This window comes from Cupriavidus sp. C3SS-1 (assembly GCF_057073755.1).
In genome coordinates this window covers 288,356-308,330 of record NZ_CP172701.1, presented here as the reverse complement: position 1 = coordinate 308,330, position 19,975 = coordinate 288,356, and the positions used below count along the sequence as shown (strand labels likewise).

20 protein-coding genes are annotated in these 19,975 nt (G+C 62.3%); 14 read left to right on the top strand and 6 right to left on the bottom strand.

From position 1 onward, the window contains the following. Window positions 1–11: 11 nt before the first annotated feature. From ACIGJC_RS29935 to ACIGJC_RS29910, 6 genes are all read right to left on the bottom strand, one after another. Window positions 12–437 carry a lytic transglycosylase domain-containing protein gene (locus ACIGJC_RS29935; RefSeq protein ID WP_483714541.1) on the bottom strand — a complete coding sequence of 142 codons (426 nt, stop codon included), beginning with the start codon at window positions 435–437 and terminating at the stop codon, window positions 12–14. 8 nt (window positions 438–445) lie between these two features. Further along, window positions 446–1,759 (bottom strand): TrbG/VirB9 family P-type conjugative transfer protein, encoded by a 1,314-nt coding sequence (locus ACIGJC_RS29930; protein ID WP_483714540.1) that lies wholly within the window; start codon window positions 1,757–1,759, stop codon window positions 446–448. Then, window positions 1,756–2,514 carry a lysozyme family protein gene (locus ACIGJC_RS29925; protein ID WP_483715204.1) on the bottom strand — a complete coding sequence of 253 codons (759 nt, stop codon included), beginning with the start codon at window positions 2,512–2,514 and terminating at the stop codon, window positions 1,756–1,758. Before ACIGJC_RS29925 ends, ACIGJC_RS29930 begins: the two co-directional genes overlap by 4 nt. A 31-nt stretch (window positions 2,515–2,545) precedes the next feature. After that, window positions 2,546–3,715: a TraB/TrbI/VirB10 family type IV secretion system protein gene (locus tag ACIGJC_RS29920; RefSeq protein WP_483714539.1), complete on the bottom strand. Its 1,170-nt coding sequence runs from the start codon at window positions 3,713–3,715 to the stop codon at window positions 2,546–2,548. Between the two features lie 104 nt (window positions 3,716–3,819). Beyond that, window positions 3,820–4,710: a TrbG/VirB9 family P-type conjugative transfer protein gene (locus ACIGJC_RS29915; protein ID WP_483714537.1), complete on the bottom strand. Its 891-nt coding sequence runs from the start codon at window positions 4,708–4,710 to the stop codon at window positions 3,820–3,822. A 2-nt stretch (window positions 4,711–4,712) separates the two neighbouring features. After that, window positions 4,713–5,420, bottom strand: coding sequence for a VirB8 family type IV secretion system protein (locus ACIGJC_RS29910; protein ID WP_483714536.1), 708 nt, complete (start codon window positions 5,418–5,420; stop codon window positions 4,713–4,715). A gap of 430 nt (window positions 5,421–5,850) precedes the next feature. Between ACIGJC_RS29910 and ACIGJC_RS29905 the strand changes: the two genes are divergently transcribed. The 14 genes from ACIGJC_RS29905 (at window position 5,851) to ACIGJC_RS29840 (ending at window position 19,209) form a co-directional block, all read left to right on the top strand. After that, entirely contained in the window at window positions 5,851–6,900 is a 1,050-nt protein-coding gene (locus tag ACIGJC_RS29905) for a TadA family conjugal transfer-associated ATPase (RefSeq protein WP_483714535.1), read from the top strand. 18 nt (window positions 6,901–6,918) lie between these two features. After that, window positions 6,919–7,269: a TrbC/VirB2 family protein gene (locus tag ACIGJC_RS29900; RefSeq protein WP_483714533.1), complete on the top strand. Its 351-nt coding sequence runs from the start codon at window positions 6,919–6,921 to the stop codon at window positions 7,267–7,269. A 2-nt stretch (window positions 7,270–7,271) separates the two neighbouring features. Further along, window positions 7,272–7,601 carry a conjugal transfer protein gene (locus ACIGJC_RS29895; protein ID WP_223999991.1) on the top strand — a complete coding sequence of 110 codons (330 nt, stop codon included), beginning with the start codon at window positions 7,272–7,274 and terminating at the stop codon, window positions 7,599–7,601. Next, window positions 7,595–10,039, top strand: coding sequence for a VirB4 family type IV secretion system protein (locus tag ACIGJC_RS29890; RefSeq protein ID WP_483715171.1), 2,445 nt, complete (start codon window positions 7,595–7,597; stop codon window positions 10,037–10,039). Before ACIGJC_RS29895 ends, ACIGJC_RS29890 begins: the two co-directional genes overlap by 7 nt. A 31-nt stretch (window positions 10,040–10,070) precedes the next feature. Next, window positions 10,071–10,817 (top strand): conjugal transfer protein TrbJ, encoded by a 747-nt coding sequence (locus ACIGJC_RS29885; RefSeq protein WP_483715169.1) that lies wholly within the window; start codon window positions 10,071–10,073, stop codon window positions 10,815–10,817. Between the two features lie 16 nt (window positions 10,818–10,833). Further along, window positions 10,834–11,817: a type IV secretion system protein gene (locus ACIGJC_RS29880; protein WP_483715167.1), complete on the top strand. Its 984-nt coding sequence runs from the start codon at window positions 10,834–10,836 to the stop codon at window positions 11,815–11,817. Continuing rightward, on the top strand, window positions 11,817–13,094 hold the full coding sequence (locus tag ACIGJC_RS29875) for a TraI domain-containing protein (protein WP_483715203.1): 1,278 nt from the start codon (window positions 11,817–11,819) through the stop codon (window positions 13,092–13,094). Before ACIGJC_RS29880 ends, ACIGJC_RS29875 begins: the two co-directional genes overlap by 1 nt. A gap of 4 nt (window positions 13,095–13,098) precedes the next feature. Then, on the top strand, window positions 13,099–14,955 hold the full coding sequence (traD, locus tag ACIGJC_RS29870; protein ID WP_483715165.1) for a conjugative transfer system coupling protein TraD: 1,857 nt from the start codon (window positions 13,099–13,101) through the stop codon (window positions 14,953–14,955). Window positions 14,956–14,961: 6 nt separating this feature from the next. After that, window positions 14,962–15,468 carry a hypothetical protein gene (locus ACIGJC_RS29865; protein WP_483715163.1) on the top strand — a complete coding sequence of 169 codons (507 nt, stop codon included), beginning with the start codon at window positions 14,962–14,964 and terminating at the stop codon, window positions 15,466–15,468. After that, the gene (locus tag ACIGJC_RS29860) at window positions 15,440–15,685 is read left to right on the top strand and encodes a hypothetical protein (RefSeq protein WP_483715215.1); all 246 of its coding nucleotides are present in this window, start codon (window positions 15,440–15,442) and stop codon (window positions 15,683–15,685) included. The genes ACIGJC_RS29865 and ACIGJC_RS29860 overlap by 29 nt, the downstream gene beginning before the upstream one ends. Before the next feature lies 1 nt (window position 15,686). Further along, window positions 15,687–16,304 carry an IncC plasmid conjugative DNA transfer DtrJ family protein gene (locus tag ACIGJC_RS29855; RefSeq protein ID WP_483715162.1) on the top strand — a complete coding sequence of 206 codons (618 nt, stop codon included), beginning with the start codon at window positions 15,687–15,689 and terminating at the stop codon, window positions 16,302–16,304. Window positions 16,305–16,383: 79 nt separating this feature from the next. Further along, window positions 16,384–17,259 carry an ATPase gene (locus tag ACIGJC_RS29850; RefSeq protein ID WP_483715161.1) on the top strand — a complete coding sequence of 292 codons (876 nt, stop codon included), beginning with the start codon at window positions 16,384–16,386 and terminating at the stop codon, window positions 17,257–17,259. Window positions 17,260–17,342: 83 nt separating this feature from the next. After that, window positions 17,343–17,513 (top strand): hypothetical protein, encoded by a 171-nt coding sequence (locus ACIGJC_RS29845; RefSeq protein WP_483715159.1) that lies wholly within the window; start codon window positions 17,343–17,345, stop codon window positions 17,511–17,513. Then, window positions 17,503–19,209 carry an ATP-dependent helicase gene (locus tag ACIGJC_RS29840; RefSeq protein ID WP_483715158.1) on the top strand — a complete coding sequence of 569 codons (1,707 nt, stop codon included), beginning with the start codon at window positions 17,503–17,505 and terminating at the stop codon, window positions 19,207–19,209. The genes ACIGJC_RS29845 and ACIGJC_RS29840 overlap by 11 nt, the downstream gene beginning before the upstream one ends. Window positions 19,210–19,975: the final 766 nt, after the last annotated feature.

Sequence of the window (19,975 nt, the reverse complement as noted above, 5' to 3'; positions counted from 1 at the left end):
AACGGTTGGAACTACCGCAAGGCGGCGCTTTGTAGCGCCTGCCACCGCGCATGAATCTGGTTGGCGTACCGCAACTGCTTATCGGGCGAGGACGCGTTGTAGGCACCCACTGCCTTCCACGTCGGGCCAAAGCGCTGGATGTTCTCGCGCAGAATCCACGCACCCACGTAGGCATTGACGCACCCGTTGAAGAGGTGCTGACGCGTGAGGCCATACTGGGCCAGCCTTGGGAGGTGGATCGAGTTGATCTGCATGAGGCCGATATCCTCGGAGCCGTTGGCATTACGGTTGGTGACCCATGACCGCATGCCAGACTCTTGCAGAGCAATGCTGCGCAGCAAAAGCGGGCTGATGCCGTGAAACACCGCGGCATCGTCCAGACAGTCTGCGCGAGCACTACTGGCCAGCACGGCCAAGGCGATGAGGGACGCGATCATGCCAAGGTTCACAGCCCCACCTTCCCGGGCCGTTCCTTGAACCGGACCTGCGGCACACGGTCCACGTAGACCACGCTGCCGTCTGCGATGATGGTCAGGCGCGCTGCGATGCCGTTGAACTTGTAGTAGCGGTCCTTCTGTTCGCCGTTGCGCTGGTGGTCATCGCCGAAAACGGAGACGCTGACCAGCGACTTCGCGAAGCTCAGGTAAGTCGCCCCGTCCTTCTCAAAGATCATGTCCAGGCCAGCGCTGTTCTCGCGCGGGAACTCGTAGTCGATCTCGGGCGCGCGAGTCACCTGCACGGACTTGCCTTCCGCGCTCGCCGTGAAGCGGTCGACCGTGGAGAACGACAAGACACGCCGGGCTCCATCCCACTTCGTCCAGATCTTGCTGTCGGACGCGTCGCGCAGCACCAGGTCCTTGGGCTCAGTGTCGAACCGGATCTCAATCCGGCCCTGCTTGTTGTCGCGGATCGCCACCGCGCCAAACGCGGAGGCCAGCGTCGGTCCCTCTGGCACCAGATTCCCAGCGACGGAAGCCGAGGGTGGCGTGGAGTCGGAGTGCGCCGGCGCCACCGCGGTTGCCGGGGTTGGCGGGACTACCGGAGCTGCTGTAGCCTGGCCGCTGGCTGCAGCCTGTAGCGCCCTGCCCGGCGCTGCTTCGCCGGGCACCTCACCGGCTACGGCGAAGCCCTTGGGCGGCGAGGCGCGCAGGCCGATGTTGCGGCGAGCAAAGTCCACTTCCGCGTAGAGATTGCGCCGCTCCAGCAGGCGCGAAAGCGCCTGGAGCCAATTCTCGCCGCTATGCAGTTCAAGCGAAACCTCATCGGTGAGCGGGATATCCTTCTGCGCCGTGCCGGTCCAGCCAACCGGTGCGATGGTCTTGACCGTTTGCGCCAGCGGCATGGACCAGCGTCCCGCGCGAACGAGTGGCAGCGTCGTGTAATTGCCAATCAAGGCAATTCGCCCCAAAATTGCCGCGCGGCTTCCGGAGTCACCGGCCACAGCCTGCGGCTCAGTCGTGAAGCCATTCGCACGCTTCAAGCGTGCCACGACCTGCTGGCCGTTCACGCTGTAGCGCACCACATCTGGCACTCCGTCGATCACCCAGTACGGCCCATTCTGCTGCGCGCCGTCTGCGGAGACGTTCTGCCCGGCCCGTGGCTGCACATACGTTGACACCCCGTCATTGAAGATGAGCGCAGGACGATCACTCGCCCGCGCCACCACCTGGTAGTCGAAGTCAAGCGGATCGGTATCCGCTGCGAAGGCAGCGCCGCTCGCCGCCAGGGCCAGCACGGAGATCAGAAGCGGCTTCATCATCGTTGCAATGCCTGATAGTGATTCATGAATCGGCTGAAGTACGGGCCGCCGCGTGCCGGGTCCGCGCTGTGGTACCAAGCCACAGCCTTCATTGCGGAGCCGCTGCGCTGCAGGTTGTCGACAAGAAGCGTCTCAGCCACACGGATGTTGGTGGCAGGGCTCAGGGCGTCCCACGCCGAGGCGAAGCGCTTGCCGTGGTAGCACCAGTTAATCTGCATAAGTCCCACGTCAAAGTCACAGCGCTTGGCCGCCAGCAGTTGCTCGATGGCGGCGTGCGCGTCCTCGCGCGTGGCGAAGTACAAGCCGCGCCCGGCGACGTTAAGCGTCCACGGCCACGGACGACCTCGATAGGCCGACTCGTTCATGGCGATGCCGGCCAGAATCCGCGGGTCGACCCTGGCGCTCATCTCCGCGAAGGGCTCGGTCTTGGGCGCGCACGCCCATCCGCCGCGACGCTCAACCAGCGCAACCTGTGCGCCGTCGTCCAGTCGCTCTGGACGCAGCCAACCGTCGCGGGCCAGCAGCGCTGCCAGCGGTAGAGACTTACCGTTGGCCTCAAGAACCGGTTGGAGCCCCGGCACCGTGCGCAAGGTGGCTCCGATCAGACGCGCTGACCAGCCGAGGAACGGATCCAGCCCGCAGTAGAGGACTGGCTTGCCCGGCAGCGTGACCACACGGGCAGCCGTGCCCTCACGCACCACGAGCGCAGTCGGACTCACCATGGCCTCGATGGTCTGCGCAGCGGCGCCTGACATGGCCAGGGCTAGCAGGGCGGCAACACCAAACTTAGTCACGGTACGGCTCCAGCACGATGTCGTGCTTGACCTGCACGAGCAGCTTTTGTCCCGGCTTGGTCGTGATCGTCGGGCGGATGTTCTGGTTACGGTTCAGAATGGACTGTGCCGTTTGGGCCGCCACCTGTCCGGCGGTGTTCCCGTAGGTCGTCAGCCCATTGGGGCCGACCGTCGTCGCCGTGTTGGAGTCGTTAAAGTGCTGCTCCAATACGCCGATAATCAGCGCACCAGCAAAGATCTTGAAGAAATGGTTGTTGACGTCGCCACTGATGCCGGCGTAGCCGTTCGGGTCCGCGCCCCCCATGCCGAGCAGCGGAACCCACTTCCCGTTGGGCAGTTGCATGCGGACAAAGGCGGCCAGGATGCGCTCCTGCCCAATGGCAATGTCACTGCTGTACGTGCCCACCAGCGTGGAACCCGCCGGGATCGCCTTGCAATCGCCACGCACTGTGTCGTACACGTCCTGGGAGACGACCGCGCGGAACTCTCCCGGCTTGTCGGAATTCAGGCCCCCAACGAAGGTGGCGGGAATGATGAACCCCTGGCTCACCGTGCAAGGTGCCAGCTTTCCAGCGAACCCTGTGCGAGTAAAGCCCGTGGCCGCCGCGCCGCGCAGGAACTCCTTGTCGCTCGAGGTCGGGCCGGCCGGTGCGGCGCCTTGGGCTCCTGCCCCCATGCCGCCCGGGTAGCCAGCGCCACCCACGCCGTCCATATTCGCCACCGCAGACTGCTGCTGCGCGCGCATCAAGACTGGATCGACCACGCCTGCCAGGTCCGGCTGACGCTTGCCGGCATCCCGTCGCAGGGCCTTGCCGTCGGCCTTGAAAATCGGCGAGGTCATGACGGTATCCAGATCATTGGCCTTCGCCAATTCACCGGCAGGGGCAGCCGTACCGGCTGACGGCTGCACAAAATCCTTCGCTGTCATGACCGGTCCCTTTCCTGCGGGCTCGGCCTTCACCGCTTCGACAGCTTGCTTATCCGCCTCCTTGCGGGCGTCATCCTGCTGCTTGCGGATCAATTGCTCCAGTCCACCGTTGTCCGGGTTGCCGGTGCGCTCCTGCAGCTTCTTCGCCTTCTTCTCTTCGGCTTGCTTGGCCAGGTCCGACTCCATGCCGCTCTGGTAGTAGTAGCCAAGCGAGCCGACCAGCGCGGCAGCCACCACGCCAAGTGAGATCACGATATTGCGGGGCACCTTCCCTTTGGTCAGGCGCTCTTGCGCGTCGGAAACGTCAGTCACGGATTGCGGCTTCACGGTGCACCTCCTCAGAAGAGACCCAGGAAGCGGCGTTTGCCGCGTTGCACGATGACTTCCGTGTCGCCCGAGCGGAGGGCGACCTCGTCGGCCAGGCGTTGCAGCACGAGGAAGTCACCACGCCGGATGAAGTTGGCCACCACGTAGTCGCTACCATCTCTCACCAGCGCGACCGGCCATTCCGTCGTCTTTGGCATGCGCATCCAGATCGCTTTGCCGTCGTCGAAGACGGTCTCGGGCTTGAAGCTGGCGTCACCCGACACGCCATAGTCGAAGTTCAGCTTGTCCGGCGAGACAGCAACGGCATCGGCGGGCACGCCGCCACTTCCGCGTTCGCTCTCCTGGCCTTGCACGTCGTTGCGAGCCTTGACCTTGGCGCCGAACGGCGTCTGCACACGAAACCTTACCTTCTGGTAGAAGATCCCGCCAAGCGGCGAGGAGACCAGCGTAAATTCGTAGCTGCGCTTGTTGGTATTGACAGACAGCGTATTCACCAGCCCCGCGGCGTGCGGCTTCACATAGAGGTGATTCGCCCCATCGGTATCAAAACTCCAGCGGATGTTCTCGCCCCACGCCGGGTCGCCGAGGATCTGTTCATCGGCGGCAAACTCGATGGTCGTCACCTTCAGGGGCGCCGTCAGCACACGAAAGATCTGATCGGCGCTGTACGGAAATACCACCAGACGCGAATCGCCGGGTAGGGCCACCGGTTCGGCCCCGCCGTTGAACGGGTTCATCGGATTCATCGCGTCGGCCATATCGCCAATACCCAGTGTGGGCAGCGGGGCAGGCGCCTTGCGCGACGGCTTCTCGGCGGAGAATCCCGGTCTGGCCGATAGCGCAAGGCAAATGGCTGCGGTCAGGCCAGCAACGGTAAGGGTGGTGCGCAGGGACTTGGACATGGTCAGGCAGCGGACTTCTGGATGCTGAAGAAGACGGGGTAGATGCCAAACGGATTCGCAGTAAGGGCGGCGTCGCTCTTCGGCGGGTCAATCTGGTAGCGGAACGTCATCGCATAGCGCTGCTTACGCGGCCTCGCGCCTTCATCGCGGATTGACGTGACGAACTCCACAGCCACCGTGTTGTCGGGCAGCAAGGCGATATTGGTGACCTGCACCTCACGCACCAGGGTCGGACTTTGCGCGATGGCTCGGAATGGCGCGTCCTCGGACAACCACTTCTCGAACTGCTCGCGCGCCGCGCCCACCATCTGCTTCTTCGCGCTGTTGATGTTCTGGAAGATGCGAGAGTCTTCGATTTGCGCCGTGAGCACGGGCTCGATGGTGAACATGCGCGTGACAAGATCACGAAACGCGACCTGGATCTCCAGCGCCTTCGGCTGGTAGGCCTCCAACTCGCGTGCGACCGGCCTGCCATTGGCATCGCCCGACACGCCGACCACCCGCACCACCGGCTCCGGAGGCTGGCGGGTCATCACCGCTGCGACGGCGATCAACGCGGCAACCAGCGCGGCCAGCTTCCAGTGATTGCGCTCCACCACGACGCGCGCAGTCCGATCGAACAGAAACTGCGTGACATCGTCGCCGGCGTACATGCCGGGAGCGGGAGAGAGATCCTTCTTGGCTTGATTGCTACGTGAGAACAGTGGCATGCGGCACCCCGTTTGGATGCCGCTAATTGAACCAGTGATTCGCGCCCTGTTGCGCCTCGAAAGCTATGCGATTTTCGACAGCTTTCCGCTTATTGGAAGTTAGACACGGCGCCCGAGATACATCTCTCTCGCGTGGACGACGGAAGCTATTCGTACGGTCCTCTTCGGTCCGATGCACGATGAGGCGTCCGACCTATTCCCCAAAAGCTCACACTTTCTTGTCGTCTTTCCCCAGATTCCAGTCCAACCTGTTGGACTGAAAGCACTAGCCGCCGCTGACCACCAAGCCAGTAGCAAGTCAGTTCGCCGTCCTATGAGTGGGGTCCATATGTACTTGATCCCATGCCCGAGTGCGATATCCGCAGAAAGCTCGCGAAAATCGCATAGCTTTTGGCCGCACACGCGCACGCCGAACAAGAACAATAGCGGCATGTCCGAAACGACCGCACATTCCCCCCTCCAGTTCGACCAACTCGAAGCGAGCGCGGTCGCGATGTTCTTCGAGGCGCTTGGTCCCATTAAGAGCTATGTCGAAGCGCCCGACGTTGCGGAGGTCATGATCAATCATGCCGACAGCGTCTGGATCGAGCGGCACGGTGAACTCCAGCAACTGGATATCCGGCTCGATCCAGCGATGATCGAAGGCGCGATCCGCGCACTCGCCGCCTCAGTGCAGAAGTCCGCCGTACGCGGCACCGACCAGGGCATCATCAACGCCGGCTATCAGGGCATGCGGATTGCCGCTGTCATGCAGCCGACCGCCATCGACGGCAACGCCCTCAGCATCCGTCGCCATCGCGAGAAGAACCTGTCGCTCGCCGACTACGTCGAGATGGGCGCCTTCTCCTCGCGAGTGGCGCGCAGCACTGCCAACGACAAGCCCATCTTCAACGGGCCGCTGGAAGACGATGCGCTCAAGGACGCCCTCACCGAATTGGTCAGGCAGCGCAAGAACATTCTGGTCGCGGGCGGGACCTCGTCGGGCAAAACGACGCTGCTCAACGCGTTGGTGGCCGAGATTCCCCACAGCGAGCGCGTGCTCTCCATCGAAGACACGATGGAACTCAAGATGTCCGTGCCCAACAAGGTGCGCCTGCTCTCCAACACAGACACTCGCGTGACCACCCAGCAACTGGTGGCCCTATCCCTGCGCTTTCGCCCCGATCGCATCCTCGTGGGCGAAGTCCGTAGCGGCGAAGCCTACGACCTGCTGCAAGCGCTCAACACCGGCCACGACGGCGGCATGGCATCGATGCACGCGAACAACGCCCGCTCTGCCTTGTCGCGCCTCGAGGGTATGGCGATGCTAGGCATCCCAGCCGGCTCCCGCTGGGAGCTCAATGACATGCGCAAGCTCATCGCCGAGTGCTTTCAATACGTCCTGCACATGCGCCGCACGGGCGAGATGCGGCACGTATCGGAAATCCTGGAGATCCAGGGCTTCGACCAAAACGACTATGTCGTCAAACGTGTTTTCTAACTAGGAGTGCAACAACCCATGTTCCGACCCAAATCGCTGCCCGGCCTACAAGCCAGAGCCAACCGCATCCGTTCGCAACAAGCAGCCCTTTTGCTAGGGGCCGCGCTGCTTTTGAGCGCGCAAAGCGCCTTTGCAGCCGACCTTGGGATGTTCAGCGGCCTCACAAACATGATCTGCGCAATCATGGCTTTGGTGAGCGGCCCGGTACTCTTCGTGATCGGCGTCGTCGTCATCATTCTTGGAGCAGTCGGCATCGCCAATTCCGAATCGACCATCGTCAAGATTGTCATGACGGCAATTGTCGGCGTAGGCATTGCCGCGGCCGCGATCCCGATCGCCAAGAACATGGGCCTCACCGCGTACTGCTGATCATGCGCCAGCATACCGTCAGCCGCTCACTCTCCCTGCCCCGCATGATGGGCGGCGCGGTTCGGGGCCTAGCCATCGCCAACGGCACCATTACAGCCTTGCTGTGCTACGCAACCTACTCGGGCGGCGTGGTCACCATGGGTGGTTTCTTCCTGCTCGGGCTGTGCGTGCACCTTTTCTTGCGCTGGCTTACCACCCGCGACCCATGGTGGAACCTCGTGCTGAACGCCTACAACCACTACGGCGACGTGTATAAGCCGGTGCCGTGGCATGGCAAGTTCAGCCCCCGATTTCGCCGCCCGTACGGCTTCGATAGCGACCTGCCATGCTAAAGCATCGCCCCATGCAAGAGATCGCACCGTGGATGACACTCGTCACCCCCGATCTGGTGCTCAACAAGGATGGCTCGCTGCTTGCGACCTATGATTTTCACGGCATCGATGCGGACAGCCCCAACAGCAACGACGTGTCGGGCGCCCGCGACCAGCTGGACCAGGCTTGTCGCAGCTTCGACAGTCGCATCACGGCCTGGTGGCGCTTACGCCACCGCCGCACTCGCGAGTACATCGGAGGCACCTTCCCGGCCGCCTCCGACGCGCGGCTCGATGCGCTGAACCGCGAGAACATGGCCAGCGGCCGGTATTTCCACAACTCGCACTCTCTTGCGCTGGCCTACACGCCCGAGAACGGGATCGACAAGATCTTCGAACGCATGGCGTACCACATGACCGAGGGCGGGAAGAACGTCGCCATCGCCGCGTTCGCGACCGCCAAGGACGTGCTGCTGGCCCGCAATGCCTTTGCCTTCGATCTGGAGCGGACCGAGGCCGACGCCAAACGCTTCGAGTCCATGCTCGACGCCTTCACCGGGGGCGCAACCAAGCTCGGCCTCTCTCGCCTGTCGATGCAAGAAGGCCTAGCCGCATTGCACCAGACGGCCAACCCTACCGTGCCCCCTCGCCCGGTGCGCTTCCCCGTCACGCTGCTGGATACCCACCTGACGGAGTCTGAAGTTACCTGCGGCGCGGACAAGCTCTACTTTGAGTCGGCCCACGGCAAGCGCTATGCCGCCATCGTCGCCATCAAGGAATGGATGGGCTTTCAGGAGGCTGCGCTCGATGCGCTCACGCAGCTCGATGTCGAACTTGACGTCTGCATTCTCTATCGCTTCCTCGATACCCATAAGGCGACCGGCCACATTGAGAAGATTCGCCGCTTCTACAAGATGGCCAGCTTCAATCTCTGGTCAATCATCAAGCAGATGGCCGCCAAGGAAGAAGCGGAGAACGACGAGGGACGCAAGCAACTGGCCGCGGAGGCTGGCGACGCGCTGCGCCGGCTGACCGCCGAAGGCCAGCAGCATGGCTTCGTCAATATCTCCGTGATCGTCTACGGCGACACCGAGGCGGAATGCGAAGATGCCGTGAGCGAGGTGGTGGGCACCATCACCAATGCCGGTTTCGCCCCGATTCGTGAGAAAGCCAATCTGCTGCCAGCCTGGAACAGCACTCTGCCCGGTCGTTGGGACAAGCAGCGCCGGCTCCAGTTCGTAGAGACCCCGGCGGTCTCCGACATTGCGCCCCTACGCTCCGTGCGGCCCGGCCCAACCCGCAACAACTGGCTCTCCAACCTGTCGGGGCGGGAGACGCCACCGCTGACCTGTTTGCCAACGCGCCATCGTACGTCCCAACGGGTGGACATGCACCAGCCTGGCGGGAACGGTCACCTGCTCGTACTCGGCCCCATCGGCGCGGGCAAGTCCGTCTTCCTCAATTTCCTTGTCACGCAGGCGGGCCGTCAGGGCGCACGACGCGTCCGCTTCGACAAAGACCGCTCTACCCGCATCCCGACCCTGCTGGCCGGCGGCAAGTTCGTTGACGTGACCGGCCGCTTCCAGGCCGCCACCCAGACCAACCCGCTGTCCCTGCTCGGTGACGCCGCCAATCACGCGTACCTCGCCGACTGGCTGGCGTTTGCCATTGAGGACGAGGACTTCCGCTGCACGCCGCAACAGCGCACCGATCTCTACCAGGCTGTCCAGATCCTCTCCCGCTTTCCTCGTGAGCGCTGGACACTCTCGAATCTGTGTACGCAGCTACACGCCACGCTGCGTGAGCGCCTGCAGATCTGGGTAAAGGGTGGGCAGTACGGTCACTTCTTCGATCACGTCGAGGACGCCTTCGAGGTCAGCGACGATCTCTCGATCGAGATGGGCGACCTGTTCTCGAACTTCCCGCGCGCCGCGGCCCTGTTCATGGACTATGCGTTCTACCGCATCAGCCAGTCGATGGGCACGCGCTACACCATCATCGAAGTGGAGGAAGCCGGGTTCTTCTTCACCAATCCTCGCTTCTACGCGCGGTTGGAAACCTGGATCGTCACGATCCGCAAGCTCAACGGCGCAATCTGGATGGCGACGCAGTCGCTGCAGCAGATTGCCCGCGTGGCCGACTTTGAGATTCTCAAGGACAACATCGCCAACATCATCTACCTGCCCAACAGTCAGGCCGTGACGAGCAAGGATCTCTACTGCGATGTGTTTGGCCTCACGCTGGATCAGACCAAGCTGATTGCCGAGGCCGTGCCGAACAGGGACTACTACTGGACCACCAGAAGCCAGAGTCGAATGCTTCAGACCGCGTTCAGCAAGGAGATGGTGGCCATGCTGCGCTCCGACGGCTACGCGCAGGAAGTGCTCGATCGCCACTACGCAAGCGGCCTGCCCGACTGGCAGGAGCGGTATGTGCGCGAAGTGCTGGCCCGCGGCTAGTGAACTCCCCTCCTCAATCAGGAACCCACCCATGAAAAAGGCTCTCTCCGCCGCGCTGGTCACGGCAACGCTCATGATGTCGCCGCTCGCCCACGCCAGCGGCTGGCCAGTATTCGATGCGGCCAACTTCATCAAGAACACGATGACCGCCGCCCAGGCGCTCAAGACCGAGATCTACGAGAACACGAACATCGTCTATCAGAGCAAGATGATGCTCAACCAGTTGCAACAGGCGGTCGGCCTCGATCCCATCGCGATGGCCACCCAGGCCAAGGGCATCCAGGAAGACATCACGCGTTACCAGGCTTATGGCAGCGCCGTCAAGGACCTCTATGGCAGCGTCACCCAGACCGCGGATTTCCTCTCCAACGTGCAGGGTCTGGTCACGGCCTCAGGCAAGACCCCCGACCAATGGTTCCGAGACCAGCGCACCTTGCTTGCCACCGGCGACAAGACCGCCAAGCGCCTGTTCGATCTTGGTCAGGATGTGACAACCAACAACAAGAAGCTCGCCGAGCGCCGGCGAGACCTGCAGTCTGACCTGAACCTGAACACGACCGCCCAGGCCACGGCTCAGTTGACCAACCAGATGCTGGACGTGATGGCTGGCCAGAATGCCGACCTGCTGCAACTGATCGGCGCCAAAACGCAGGCGGACGCCGTCAAGGACCAGAAGACGAATGCCGAGCAAACCGAGCGCACGAACAACGCCGACCAGTTGCAGCGCGACCGAGATGCCCAGTTGCGCGAGCTGGTGTCGCGTGTGTTCCGGAAGTAAGGCCGACGGCGTGACCATGAAACAGATTCTTCGAGCACTGTTGGCGTGCCTGTTCGCCTGCTGGCTGATCACGCACGGCGCGTTCGCCCAAGCCGGTAACCCCGCTGCTCCTGCAACCAACAGTGCTGAAAAGGGCCTGAAGCAGGCCGTCGGACAGGCGACTAACATTACCAGTGGCCTGATCGCGTCGGCCCTCGGTTTGAGCCACAAGGTATCTCCCGAGGCCGACAAGCTGGCCTTCGCCCTCGCAGTCATCACCCTCACACTCGCGAGCTTCCGCTTCATGGGCGCCATGCACCCCGTCGGCGCATGGGTCGGCCTCATTGAGACGATCACGGTGGTGGGCATCTTCGCCGCCATCTATCTAGCCTATGACGGCTTCTCCCAGGGCCTGTATGAGTGGTTCAAGACCCTGGCCGCAGGCCTCAGCCGCAGCGACAAGCTGAGCGCCGCGACAACGCTGGCCGTGACCGCCGGCAAGCTCTGGGATTCCGTCTGGCGCGTCATCACAGCCGGTGAGCTGCTGCAAGGGATTGTCAGTGCCCTCTTGTTGTTCTTCGCGTTCATCGTTGTGGCCCTGACGTCTTTTGTCTACGCCTTTTTCATGATTCTCGGTGAAATTCAAGTGGCTGTTGGCATCGTGCTCGGCCCCCTCGCCGTCGCACTCGCCCTCTCCGACTACACGCGTCGCTATTTCATGTCGTGGCTAGATTTCATGATTGGCGGTTGCATGTACACCGTGATCGCGGCCGTTCTCTCCAATCTGATCGGAGGCACCATGGAACCGGACTTGGGCACGGTCAATCAAATCGGCACCGATACCGTCGCGGCAGCGGCCTACGCGTTGGGGATGGCCATCATGCTGCTACTTGTCTCGCTTGAGATTCCCAAGTTTGCGGGAGCAGTGTTCGGGAGCGGATCTGGCGCAACCGGTGGCTCCGCCATGAGCGGCATCGCGCACGGCGGGTGGAACATTGGCAAGAAAATGGCAGGGGGATGATGAACCAGCACCTTCCCCAGGACGCCGCCTCCCTGCTTGCCTCGCACGACAAGCGCATTGCCCTGATCCGGCAATATGCCAACGAGGCCAACCCGGCCGATTTCGATGCCAGGTGGCTATCGGTCCTGCACGCCTGCGCCAACTGGTTCTCCACCATGCCATTGCAGCCCGCGCAGCACGCGGAACCGGGCGGCGCCTTCCGCGCCACGGTGGAGACGGCCTACTTTGCCATGCGTCTGTCGGGCGGGCAGAAGTTCGCCGCCGACCAACCATCGGAGCGTCGTCGCCGGCTGGAGCCGCAGTACCTTTACGCGCTCTTTCTGGCAGCTTGCTGCACGTGGCTGGATGAGCCCTGCCGATACTTTCATTTTGTACGCGAGGATACGGGCGAGCAGTGGATGCCGGCCGCGCACGGTGCGTTTCACCCATGGCTCGACGGGAACCCCTACCGTGTCATCCGGCTCGAAGGGGCGCTGCCGGTAGAACGTATGCGCAGCGCTTTACTCGCGCGCTCGATCTTGGGCGCCGATGCCCTGTCATGGCTCGAAGGCCCCGTGCTGTCCGAACTGTTCGGTGCCATCAATCCCGCGCCGATGCCGAATGGCCTAGAAGCCCAGTTGCACAAGATCGTGCGTCAGGCCGTCGCCGCCGTTCGGGACTATGAACAGAAGGCACGGCGCGCGGTGTTCGCTCCCGATACCACTGTGCCACCCTCAGCCGACCAAATGGCGGTTGCCGTCACGCCCGCTTCGCCTGTAGCCAGTGCCACGGCACTCGCGCCGGCCAGCGTCCATGAGCCGGTTCCTCCTGCACCGAGCGCGGCAGCGGCCGCAGCTGCATTGTTCCAGCAGCCAGCCGTCGATCCTGCTCCGCTCCCCGACGCGACCATCGCTCCGGTGGCGCCAGCCACCTCGGCATCCGAACCAGTCTCGGCACCAAACGCACCCGCGGCGCCCGCCATCGATGCGGCGTCTCTGGGCCGTACGCGCCGCGATGCACCGGACCCGTTCGCCGCGCTCCTTGGCGGCTCGCGCATGATGAGCGAATTCTTCCGCGCCCTTGCCCAGGACGTCACCGCCGGAAAGGTCAAAGTCGTGTGGGCCGAGAAGGGGCTCGTTCTACCCAAGAAAATGGTTGGCAACTACGGCATCGCCAGCGACACGCTGATCGAGAACCTGCGCAAGCTGTCCTTGCTGTACGCCCTGCAGGGGACGGATCTGATCCTGCACGAACGCATCGGCACGCTGATCCTGCCGCGCCGCAACACACCTGCCTGAGTCCATGACCAAGTACATCAACCACTTTCGCCCGATGTTCGAGGCGCGCGCCGCTGCCGGATGGGCCGGGAGTGTTCCTCTGATTGCTGCGTCTGGCATGCCCCATGCAGGATACTTCGCCGCCGCATGCGTAGCGATGCTGCTTTGGCGAAGCACCCAGGTCTGGCGAGCACTGTCATTTCGCATGGCCATTTCGACCAAATGGCTCGCCAAGGTGAACATCGACCAACTGCTCTCTGCAAGCGCCAAGCTGCGCAAGAGCGACGACGCCATGTATCTCGGAACGGGCTTCGAGTGGACACAGAAGCATTGCCAGATCGCGCACGACATCCTGCGTATGCCATCCTCCGAAATCCCCGGCCTGCCGCGGTGGTTGCCACCAAAAGTCAGCAGTGCGATCGAGGCCCGTTTCGGCCCTGCCCAGAGCATCCGTGACCATACGCCACAAGGGCAGTCATGGATCCACGGTATGGAGCCGAACAAGGCTCCGGTGCCCTTGCACTACAAGGCACTGGGCGGACATACTGCGGTCGGCGGGACCACCGGCGCGGGCAAAACTCGTACCTACGAGCTCATTGCAACGCAGGTGATCCACAACGCCGAGGACGTGATTATTATCATTGATCCAAAGAACGACCGGGACTTGAAGGACCGTGTAAAGCGCGAATGCGAGCGCACCGGACGCAAGTTTCTGTACTGGAAGCAGGCCGCGCCTTCTGAATCGATTCGCCTGAATCCACTGGAGAACTGGTCGCAGCCTTCGGAGATCCCCAGTCGGATCGCGCAGCTGATGGAGCAAGGCCCGTTCCGCGATTTCGCGTTTCTCTTCATCGACCGCGCGGTCAAGGGTGAGCTGTACGTCGGCGACAAGCCCAACCTGCGCTCCATCCTCAATTACGCGCAGTCCGGCATCAATAACTTGCTGGAGCGCTGCCTCAAGCGTTTCTTCCCCGAACACGGACTGGCCGACTGGGAGGAAGAGGTCAACGGCTTCATGCAGAAGCTCGGCCAGAAGAGCGGCGCAACGGTGCTCGACGGCATGGTGCAGCTCTACCTCCAGCGCTTCGCCAATGTCGGGCAAGGACACGAGTCGATCGATGGCCTGGTCTCGACCTTCACACACGACCGCGAGCACTACATGCGCATCATCGCATCGGCGCTGCCGCTGCTGCAGATGCTGGCGACCGGCGAGACCGGATTGATGCTCGCGCCAAAGGCGGACGATTTCGAGGACGACCGCGAAATCTGGGACATCGACAAGATCATCAAGCAGAAGGCGGTGCTGTGTGTCGGGCTTGATTCCATGTCCAACAGCATTGTCGCCAAGGCTATCGCCTCGATGATCCTGTCCGACATCGCTTCGGTGGCCGGCACCATCTACAACTTCTACGACAAGCCACCCGGTGTCGTCCTCATCATCGACGAGGTGGCCGAGGCGATCAACGAGCAGGTAATCCAGATTCTCAACAAGGGGCGCGGCGCGGGCTTCAAGGCCTTCGTCGCCTTCCAGAGCCGGTCCGATCTGGAGGCCAAACTCGGAAACGCAGCAAAAATGCTGCAGGTTTTGGCGAACCTCAACAACCAGATCATCTTACGATTGGAAGACACCGACACGGCGCAGTGGTTCTCGGACAAGGTGGGCGAAACCGCCATCACCAATATCGTCCAGTCGAGCACGACGAGCACCGGCAGTGAGGCCCACGTGGGCGAGTTCAGCGGGTCGGTGTCGCGTTCCCGGCAACTTGAGAAGGTTCCGCTGATTCCCGTGCGCCTGATTACGCAGTTGCCCAATCTCCAGTACTTCCTGCGGGTCTCCGGTGGCGCCGTCTACCAGGGTCGCATTCCCATCATCGAAGGATAAGTTCGCATGACCAGCCTGTTTCGCCAGATCGTCAAAGAGCACAAGCTCTCGGCCAAGCTGTCGCCCGTGTTCATTTGCTTCCCGGAGCTGGACGACGTCTGCACCCGTCTCGTGGACTTCATCGGCCTGAACTTCATCGTGCGCGACGAGCCGCTGGTGAAGGAAATGCTGGTAGATGCGCTGGCCGGCTACAAGGCCGAGCGCAAGGAGGGCTCCGGCAACATCGCCTTCATGCGCGGCCTATTCGGCCGTTCGCACGAGTTGTATGCCAAGCGCTACGCCGCCTTCAAAGGCGAGAAATACGTGGTCTGGGCGCCGTTCCTGGAGCCGATCCCGCTGTTCGAGGCGCGCCAGGCGCCAGGCTATGTCTGCCGTATGGTCGATGAGCCCTGCCCCGAGCCAATCACGCCGCGCAGCGCCGCCTTCCAGCTGGCCGCACGCGTCCTCAAGGGACCGACCTTCCGCCGCTACTTCGAGGAATACGATGCCTGTAGCCAACTCGCTCATCGCTAGGCTCGCCCGCGTGACGCGCGTCGAGGTGGACGACATGCGGGCCTGGGTTCGCTCTAGCGACCCGAATGCCGTGGTACCGGAGATGTTCGCCAACGGTCGCCATGCGTTCGCCTTGGCGCTGCTGAAAGTCGAGCAGTCCCGCCCTGTGCTGTTCTGGGGCGGCCTGTTCGCCTTGCTCGCGATTCCGTGTCTCGCGCTTCATTCCCTACTGCGCTGATATGTCCAATAGTCGTTTCGTTTCCCACATGCGGCTGTGGCTGGTCGTCACGCCAGTATTAATGGCGACACTCGTGCCCCTCCTGCCCGACAGCGCAAAGTTCGAAGTTGACGCGGCAGAACAGGCATCTGTCGAATCAGTCTTTGGGGAGGATCTGGCCGCTGCGCTGGCCGATCGCGCCAACCAGCGCTTTCGCGATTGGTTTGTCGACTCGGGCATGATCCGACGCTCCTGTGCGGGCTCCACCAACCAGTCCGTGGTCGGCGACGGTGGCTCGGCCGGCTTTGCCGCGGGTTGGATGCAACGCTTCTGGATGGAACTGTACCGCGCTGTGTATCGGGCCACGATTGCCGGCAACTGGGGAGGGGGCGCGCTGATCTTTGCCGCCGTCATGCTCAACGACGGCGCGGTCCAGCGACGCATCCGGGCGGCTGCCGCCGGCGTTGCAAGCCCTGTTGGCTTCCACCTGGCCGCACACGGCCTCCTTGCTGCAATGGGCCTCAGTGCCGTGGCAATGCTCCTGCCGATCTCGCTGCCCGCATCGGTATGGACGCTTGCCGTCGCGGGCGTAGGGAGCCTGTCCTGGCGCCTCGCCGCCTCGTTTCACGTGAACCGTTAGCCGTACTCACCTGCTCTACCGCACTTTCATACATTCAACGCGGATCGCCCATCTTGGGGGTCCTTTCAGGAGAAACCGCATGACCACCATCACCGACACCGCCGTTGTCACTCCGCAGGACGAAGCCCTGCACGCTGCTGCGGCCGACACTCTGGCCCACGCCACCTCCGTAATAGGTGAGGCAGGCGCCGCGGCCGGCGCGACTGATGGCGCTGACGATGGCTCGCTCGAGCGCGAGCTGCTGGAGATGGACGCCGCAGCCGACACGCTGCGTAAGGAAGGCCTAATCACTTCGGCGGAAGCCGAGGAAAAGAAGGCCGAGGTCGCCAACACGCGCAAGCGCTTTCGCGATCTGAAGCCGGAGGACCGCGCTGCGATCATTCGTCGGCGCCGCGAGATCGGCAGCCAGATTCTCACGCGGCAGCTTGCCGGCGCGGCTGTCGTGCCCGTCGCCATCAAGCTCAATCACACGCGTCTGCGCCCGCTGTTCGAACAGTGGTGGCCGTTCATGAATCGCATGAGCATCAACCTGCAACGCTTCGGCAGCAGTACGTTTGCCAAGGGAGAGTTGGCGACGCTGGAGGACTACTTCGAGCGCACGCTGTCCAGGCTGGAAGACTATGTCGACGGGCAGTTGCGCGTCGCCGAGGCACTGCGCACGCAACGGGAGGCGGAGATGCGCGCGAAGAACGATATCGTGTTTGAGCCGACCGTCACCGTGCCCTCGTTGAACCTGACCGTGGAAGCTTATTCGCGCTTCTCCATGCGGGTGCTGGGCCTCCTCGCAAAGTTCGATCGCGCCATGGACCAGTTCGACTTCATGGTGTGGAACGGCATTCGCGACCAGTCCGATATCAACGATGAAGTCGCGCGTTTCCTGCGGACCTTCCATCCGCTCGGCCTGCGCAGCTACATGACTCACCTGAAGCTGATGACAACAGTTCGCGGCGTCTGAGTGATGCCTGGCCGCCCTTCGTCAGATGGGCGGCACACTTCTCCAATACCTACTGCTCCAACATGAGCCTTGTGAACGCTACCGTGGAATTCCAGACCGATCTCGCATCATTCGGCGAAGGCGTGGTCCTTTCCCACGATGAAGAGTCCGGCACGCTCGTGATCCGCGACGACGAGGGGATCCACTGGCGCGGCGCGGAGGATCATATTGTTGTGATCCTCTATCCCGATGAAAAGGTGGCTCATGCTGGATGAACTGAATCCGGCGCAGCGCGAAGTGGTGGAACTGCGGCGGCATTGCGTCGCGGTCGCCTGCCCGGGCGCGGGGAAAACTAAGACCATTGCCACCAAAGCGGCAATGCTCCTCGGCGAGCTCGACGCAACGGTTGGAGCGGTGACGTTCAGCAAGGATGCCGCATTGGAGCTGCGCGAACGTATCCTGGCGCTAGCCGGCCCGGGCGCCAAGAAGCGGCTGCTTGCGGGTACTTTCCACTCGCTTGCGTACAGGCAGTTGGGTGGAGGGGGCGAGAGCGCCCCAGACATTGCGACCGATGGCGACCGCACTGGTCTGCTCATCCAGGTCCTCGCTGACGCGGGACTGGATTGGAAGGTGGAGGACGCCATTGCCGCCATCGAGGCAATCAAGACCAACTTCGGCCAGGTACAAGCTGACACCCCTGAGGCGCTGTTGTACCAAAGCTATCAGGACGCACTGGAAAGAAACGGGAAGATCGACTTCCAGGACATGCTTCGCCTGGCGGTCGATGGCATGCAGCGCGGCACCATCGCGCCCTACCCGTTGACCTATTTGCTTGTAGACGAGTTTCAGGACACGGATCCGCTGCAGTATCAGTGGATTGCATTGCACGCCCAGGCCGGGTCGATCGTGACCGTGGTCGGGGACGACGACCAGAGCATCTACGGCTTTCGCTCGGCGCTGGGCTTCCGCGGCATGGAATCGTTCATTCGACAGTTCGAGGCGCAGCCGGTGGTGTTGGGAAAGAATTACCGCTGCTACGCGGAGATCCTTGGCGCGGCCGACAGGATCATCCGGAACAACCGCGACCGGATTCCCAAGGAGTTGGTCGCGCACAAGGGACCGGGCGGCGAGGTGTTGTTCCAGCGCTATCCGGATGAGTACGCCGAGGCGGTGGCCGCCATGGAGTACCTTGCGCCGGCGCTGCGGGAAGGCCAGTCCACTGCAGTACTCGCGCGGACGAACCGGATTCTCGATCCCGTAGAAGCCGTCTGCCGATCGCACGGCGTCAAGTATTACCGGGCGTCCGGCAAGTCGATTCTGAACCGGCCCGAGGCAGCGTTGATCTGCAACCTGCTTGAACTGGTGCAGAAGACCAAGACGGCCGGGGTCGACGCCCTGCTCTCCTTTGCCGGGATCGGCACGCAAGAGCTCAAGCTCATTCACCGAAAGGGCCGTGCGAGTACGGACCAACGGCAGAAGAAGGAATTGCTCGAAATGGGCCTGTCCGAGAATTCTGCTGACCGGTACCGTGAACTGATGAAGCGGCTCGCGGAATGGCGATCTCTCTGTGACCGGCAGTTCTACTCGCTGGTGCTCGAAGGGGTGCGAGAGTGGATGTTGCAACACACCGATATGGATCAGGCCAAGCGCGCCATTACCACGACCTACGACGTTCTCACGCGGCTCAACGGGCCATTCTCCGAGCGCCTGGACTTCCTACGCCGCGACAATAACGAGCCCGCGCCCGACGCGCTCATTCTCACCACCATGCACAGTTCCAAGGGGCTCGAATGGGATCGGGTATGGATCATCCGGGCCGAAGAAACGGTGGTGCCGGATGAAAAAAGCACCGAGTCTGAAGAGCGGCGGCTGTTCTATGTAGCGGTGACACGCGCTCGCGCACAGTTGCGGATCAGCACGGCAAAGAAGAATCCGACTTCACGCTTCGTCCTTGAGGCGCGGCTGGAATGATGCTCAAACTATCTGACCAGCGATGGTCTCCAGATTGTGGCAACGCCGCGAATGTGGCGCAGGTCTTCAGTCACGCAGCACTCGAACGGCGTTTCACTAGCGACCTGATGACCTTTCAGACGATCGCGCAAACGCTGTGACTTCCTGCATGGTGGACTTCCGTCATTTCACGCCGCACGCTGTTCTATCGACGGCACACAACGACTTGGTCGGGGCTGACTGCTAACGGCGTGAACATGTGCCCCAGGATCTCACTGCAGATTTTCGCTCGTGCCCCTCAAATCGGGTTGCCCGTGAGCATCGCCCCAGAACGCCGCTCGTATTCGCGGTCATCAATCCACTGCGCTTAGGCCGACGTCCTAGCAATCTTTGGAGGCCAGTCTTGATCCCATAAGTAGCTCTGAAAAAACAAAAGCCTGGAGTTGGCGCTCCAGGCTCTTGCTTGAAAAGAAGGCGTGTAAGCGAAGACTTAGCTTCAACAACCTCTCGACCAGCGACGGCTCGAGTGTATGGAGCTCTCTCTTCGCTGTCAACGCTCGTTTCCACATGTTTGACTTGAGCGAAGATGTATTCAGGCTTCGAAGGGCACTCGTTCGCCCGAAAACAGTCGTCATGCGGCACTGCGCCGCATTCTCTGGCCGCGGTCGACACAAATACTAAGCGACCCAAAGCTGCGAGGTGTGACGCCGACCGGCTGCCCGAACGCATCCTTAGAGCGATTGCATTGGCTTATGAGTCCGAAGAGTTTCGGGCATTGCACATCACG

Coding starts and splice junctions, on each gene's coding strand:
- ACIGJC_RS29895 (WP_223999991.1), top strand. CDS start 7,272: ATGCGCCAGCATACCGTCAGCCGCTCACTCTCCCTGCCCCGCATGATG.
- ACIGJC_RS29840 (WP_483715158.1), top strand. CDS start 17,503: ATGCTGGATGAACTGAATCCGGCGCAGCGCGAAGTGGTGGAACTGCGG.
- ACIGJC_RS29855 (WP_483715162.1), top strand. CDS start 15,687: ATGTCCAATAGTCGTTTCGTTTCCCACATGCGGCTGTGGCTGGTCGTC.
- ACIGJC_RS29890 (WP_483715171.1), top strand. CDS start 7,595: ATGCTAAAGCATCGCCCCATGCAAGAGATCGCACCGTGGATGACACTC.
- ACIGJC_RS29860 (WP_483715215.1), top strand. CDS start 15,440: ATGCCTGTAGCCAACTCGCTCATCGCTAGGCTCGCCCGCGTGACGCGC.
- ACIGJC_RS29885 (WP_483715169.1), top strand. CDS start 10,071: ATGAAAAAGGCTCTCTCCGCCGCGCTGGTCACGGCAACGCTCATGATG.
- ACIGJC_RS29880 (WP_483715167.1), top strand. CDS start 10,834: ATGAAACAGATTCTTCGAGCACTGTTGGCGTGCCTGTTCGCCTGCTGG.
- ACIGJC_RS29850 (WP_483715161.1), top strand. CDS start 16,384: ATGACCACCATCACCGACACCGCCGTTGTCACTCCGCAGGACGAAGCC.
- traD (WP_483715165.1), top strand. CDS start 13,099: ATGACCAAGTACATCAACCACTTTCGCCCGATGTTCGAGGCGCGCGCC.
- ACIGJC_RS29915 (WP_483714537.1), bottom strand. CDS start 4,710: ATGTCCAAGTCCCTGCGCACCACCCTTACCGTTGCTGGCCTGACCGCA.
- ACIGJC_RS29925 (WP_483715204.1), bottom strand. CDS start 2,514: ATGTCAGGCGCCGCTGCGCAGACCATCGAGGCCATGGTGAGTCCGACT.
- ACIGJC_RS29865 (WP_483715163.1), top strand. CDS start 14,962: ATGACCAGCCTGTTTCGCCAGATCGTCAAAGAGCACAAGCTCTCGGCC.
- ACIGJC_RS29900 (WP_483714533.1), top strand. CDS start 6,919: ATGTTCCGACCCAAATCGCTGCCCGGCCTACAAGCCAGAGCCAACCGC.
- ACIGJC_RS29935 (WP_483714541.1), bottom strand. CDS start 437: ATGATCGCGTCCCTCATCGCCTTGGCCGTGCTGGCCAGTAGTGCTCGC.
- ACIGJC_RS29930 (WP_483714540.1), bottom strand. CDS start 1,759: ATGATGAAGCCGCTTCTGATCTCCGTGCTGGCCCTGGCGGCGAGCGGC.
- ACIGJC_RS29905 (WP_483714535.1), top strand. CDS start 5,851: ATGTCCGAAACGACCGCACATTCCCCCCTCCAGTTCGACCAACTCGAA.
- ACIGJC_RS29910 (WP_483714536.1), bottom strand. CDS start 5,420: ATGCCACTGTTCTCACGTAGCAATCAAGCCAAGAAGGATCTCTCTCCC.
- ACIGJC_RS29875 (WP_483715203.1), top strand. CDS start 11,817: ATGAACCAGCACCTTCCCCAGGACGCCGCCTCCCTGCTTGCCTCGCAC.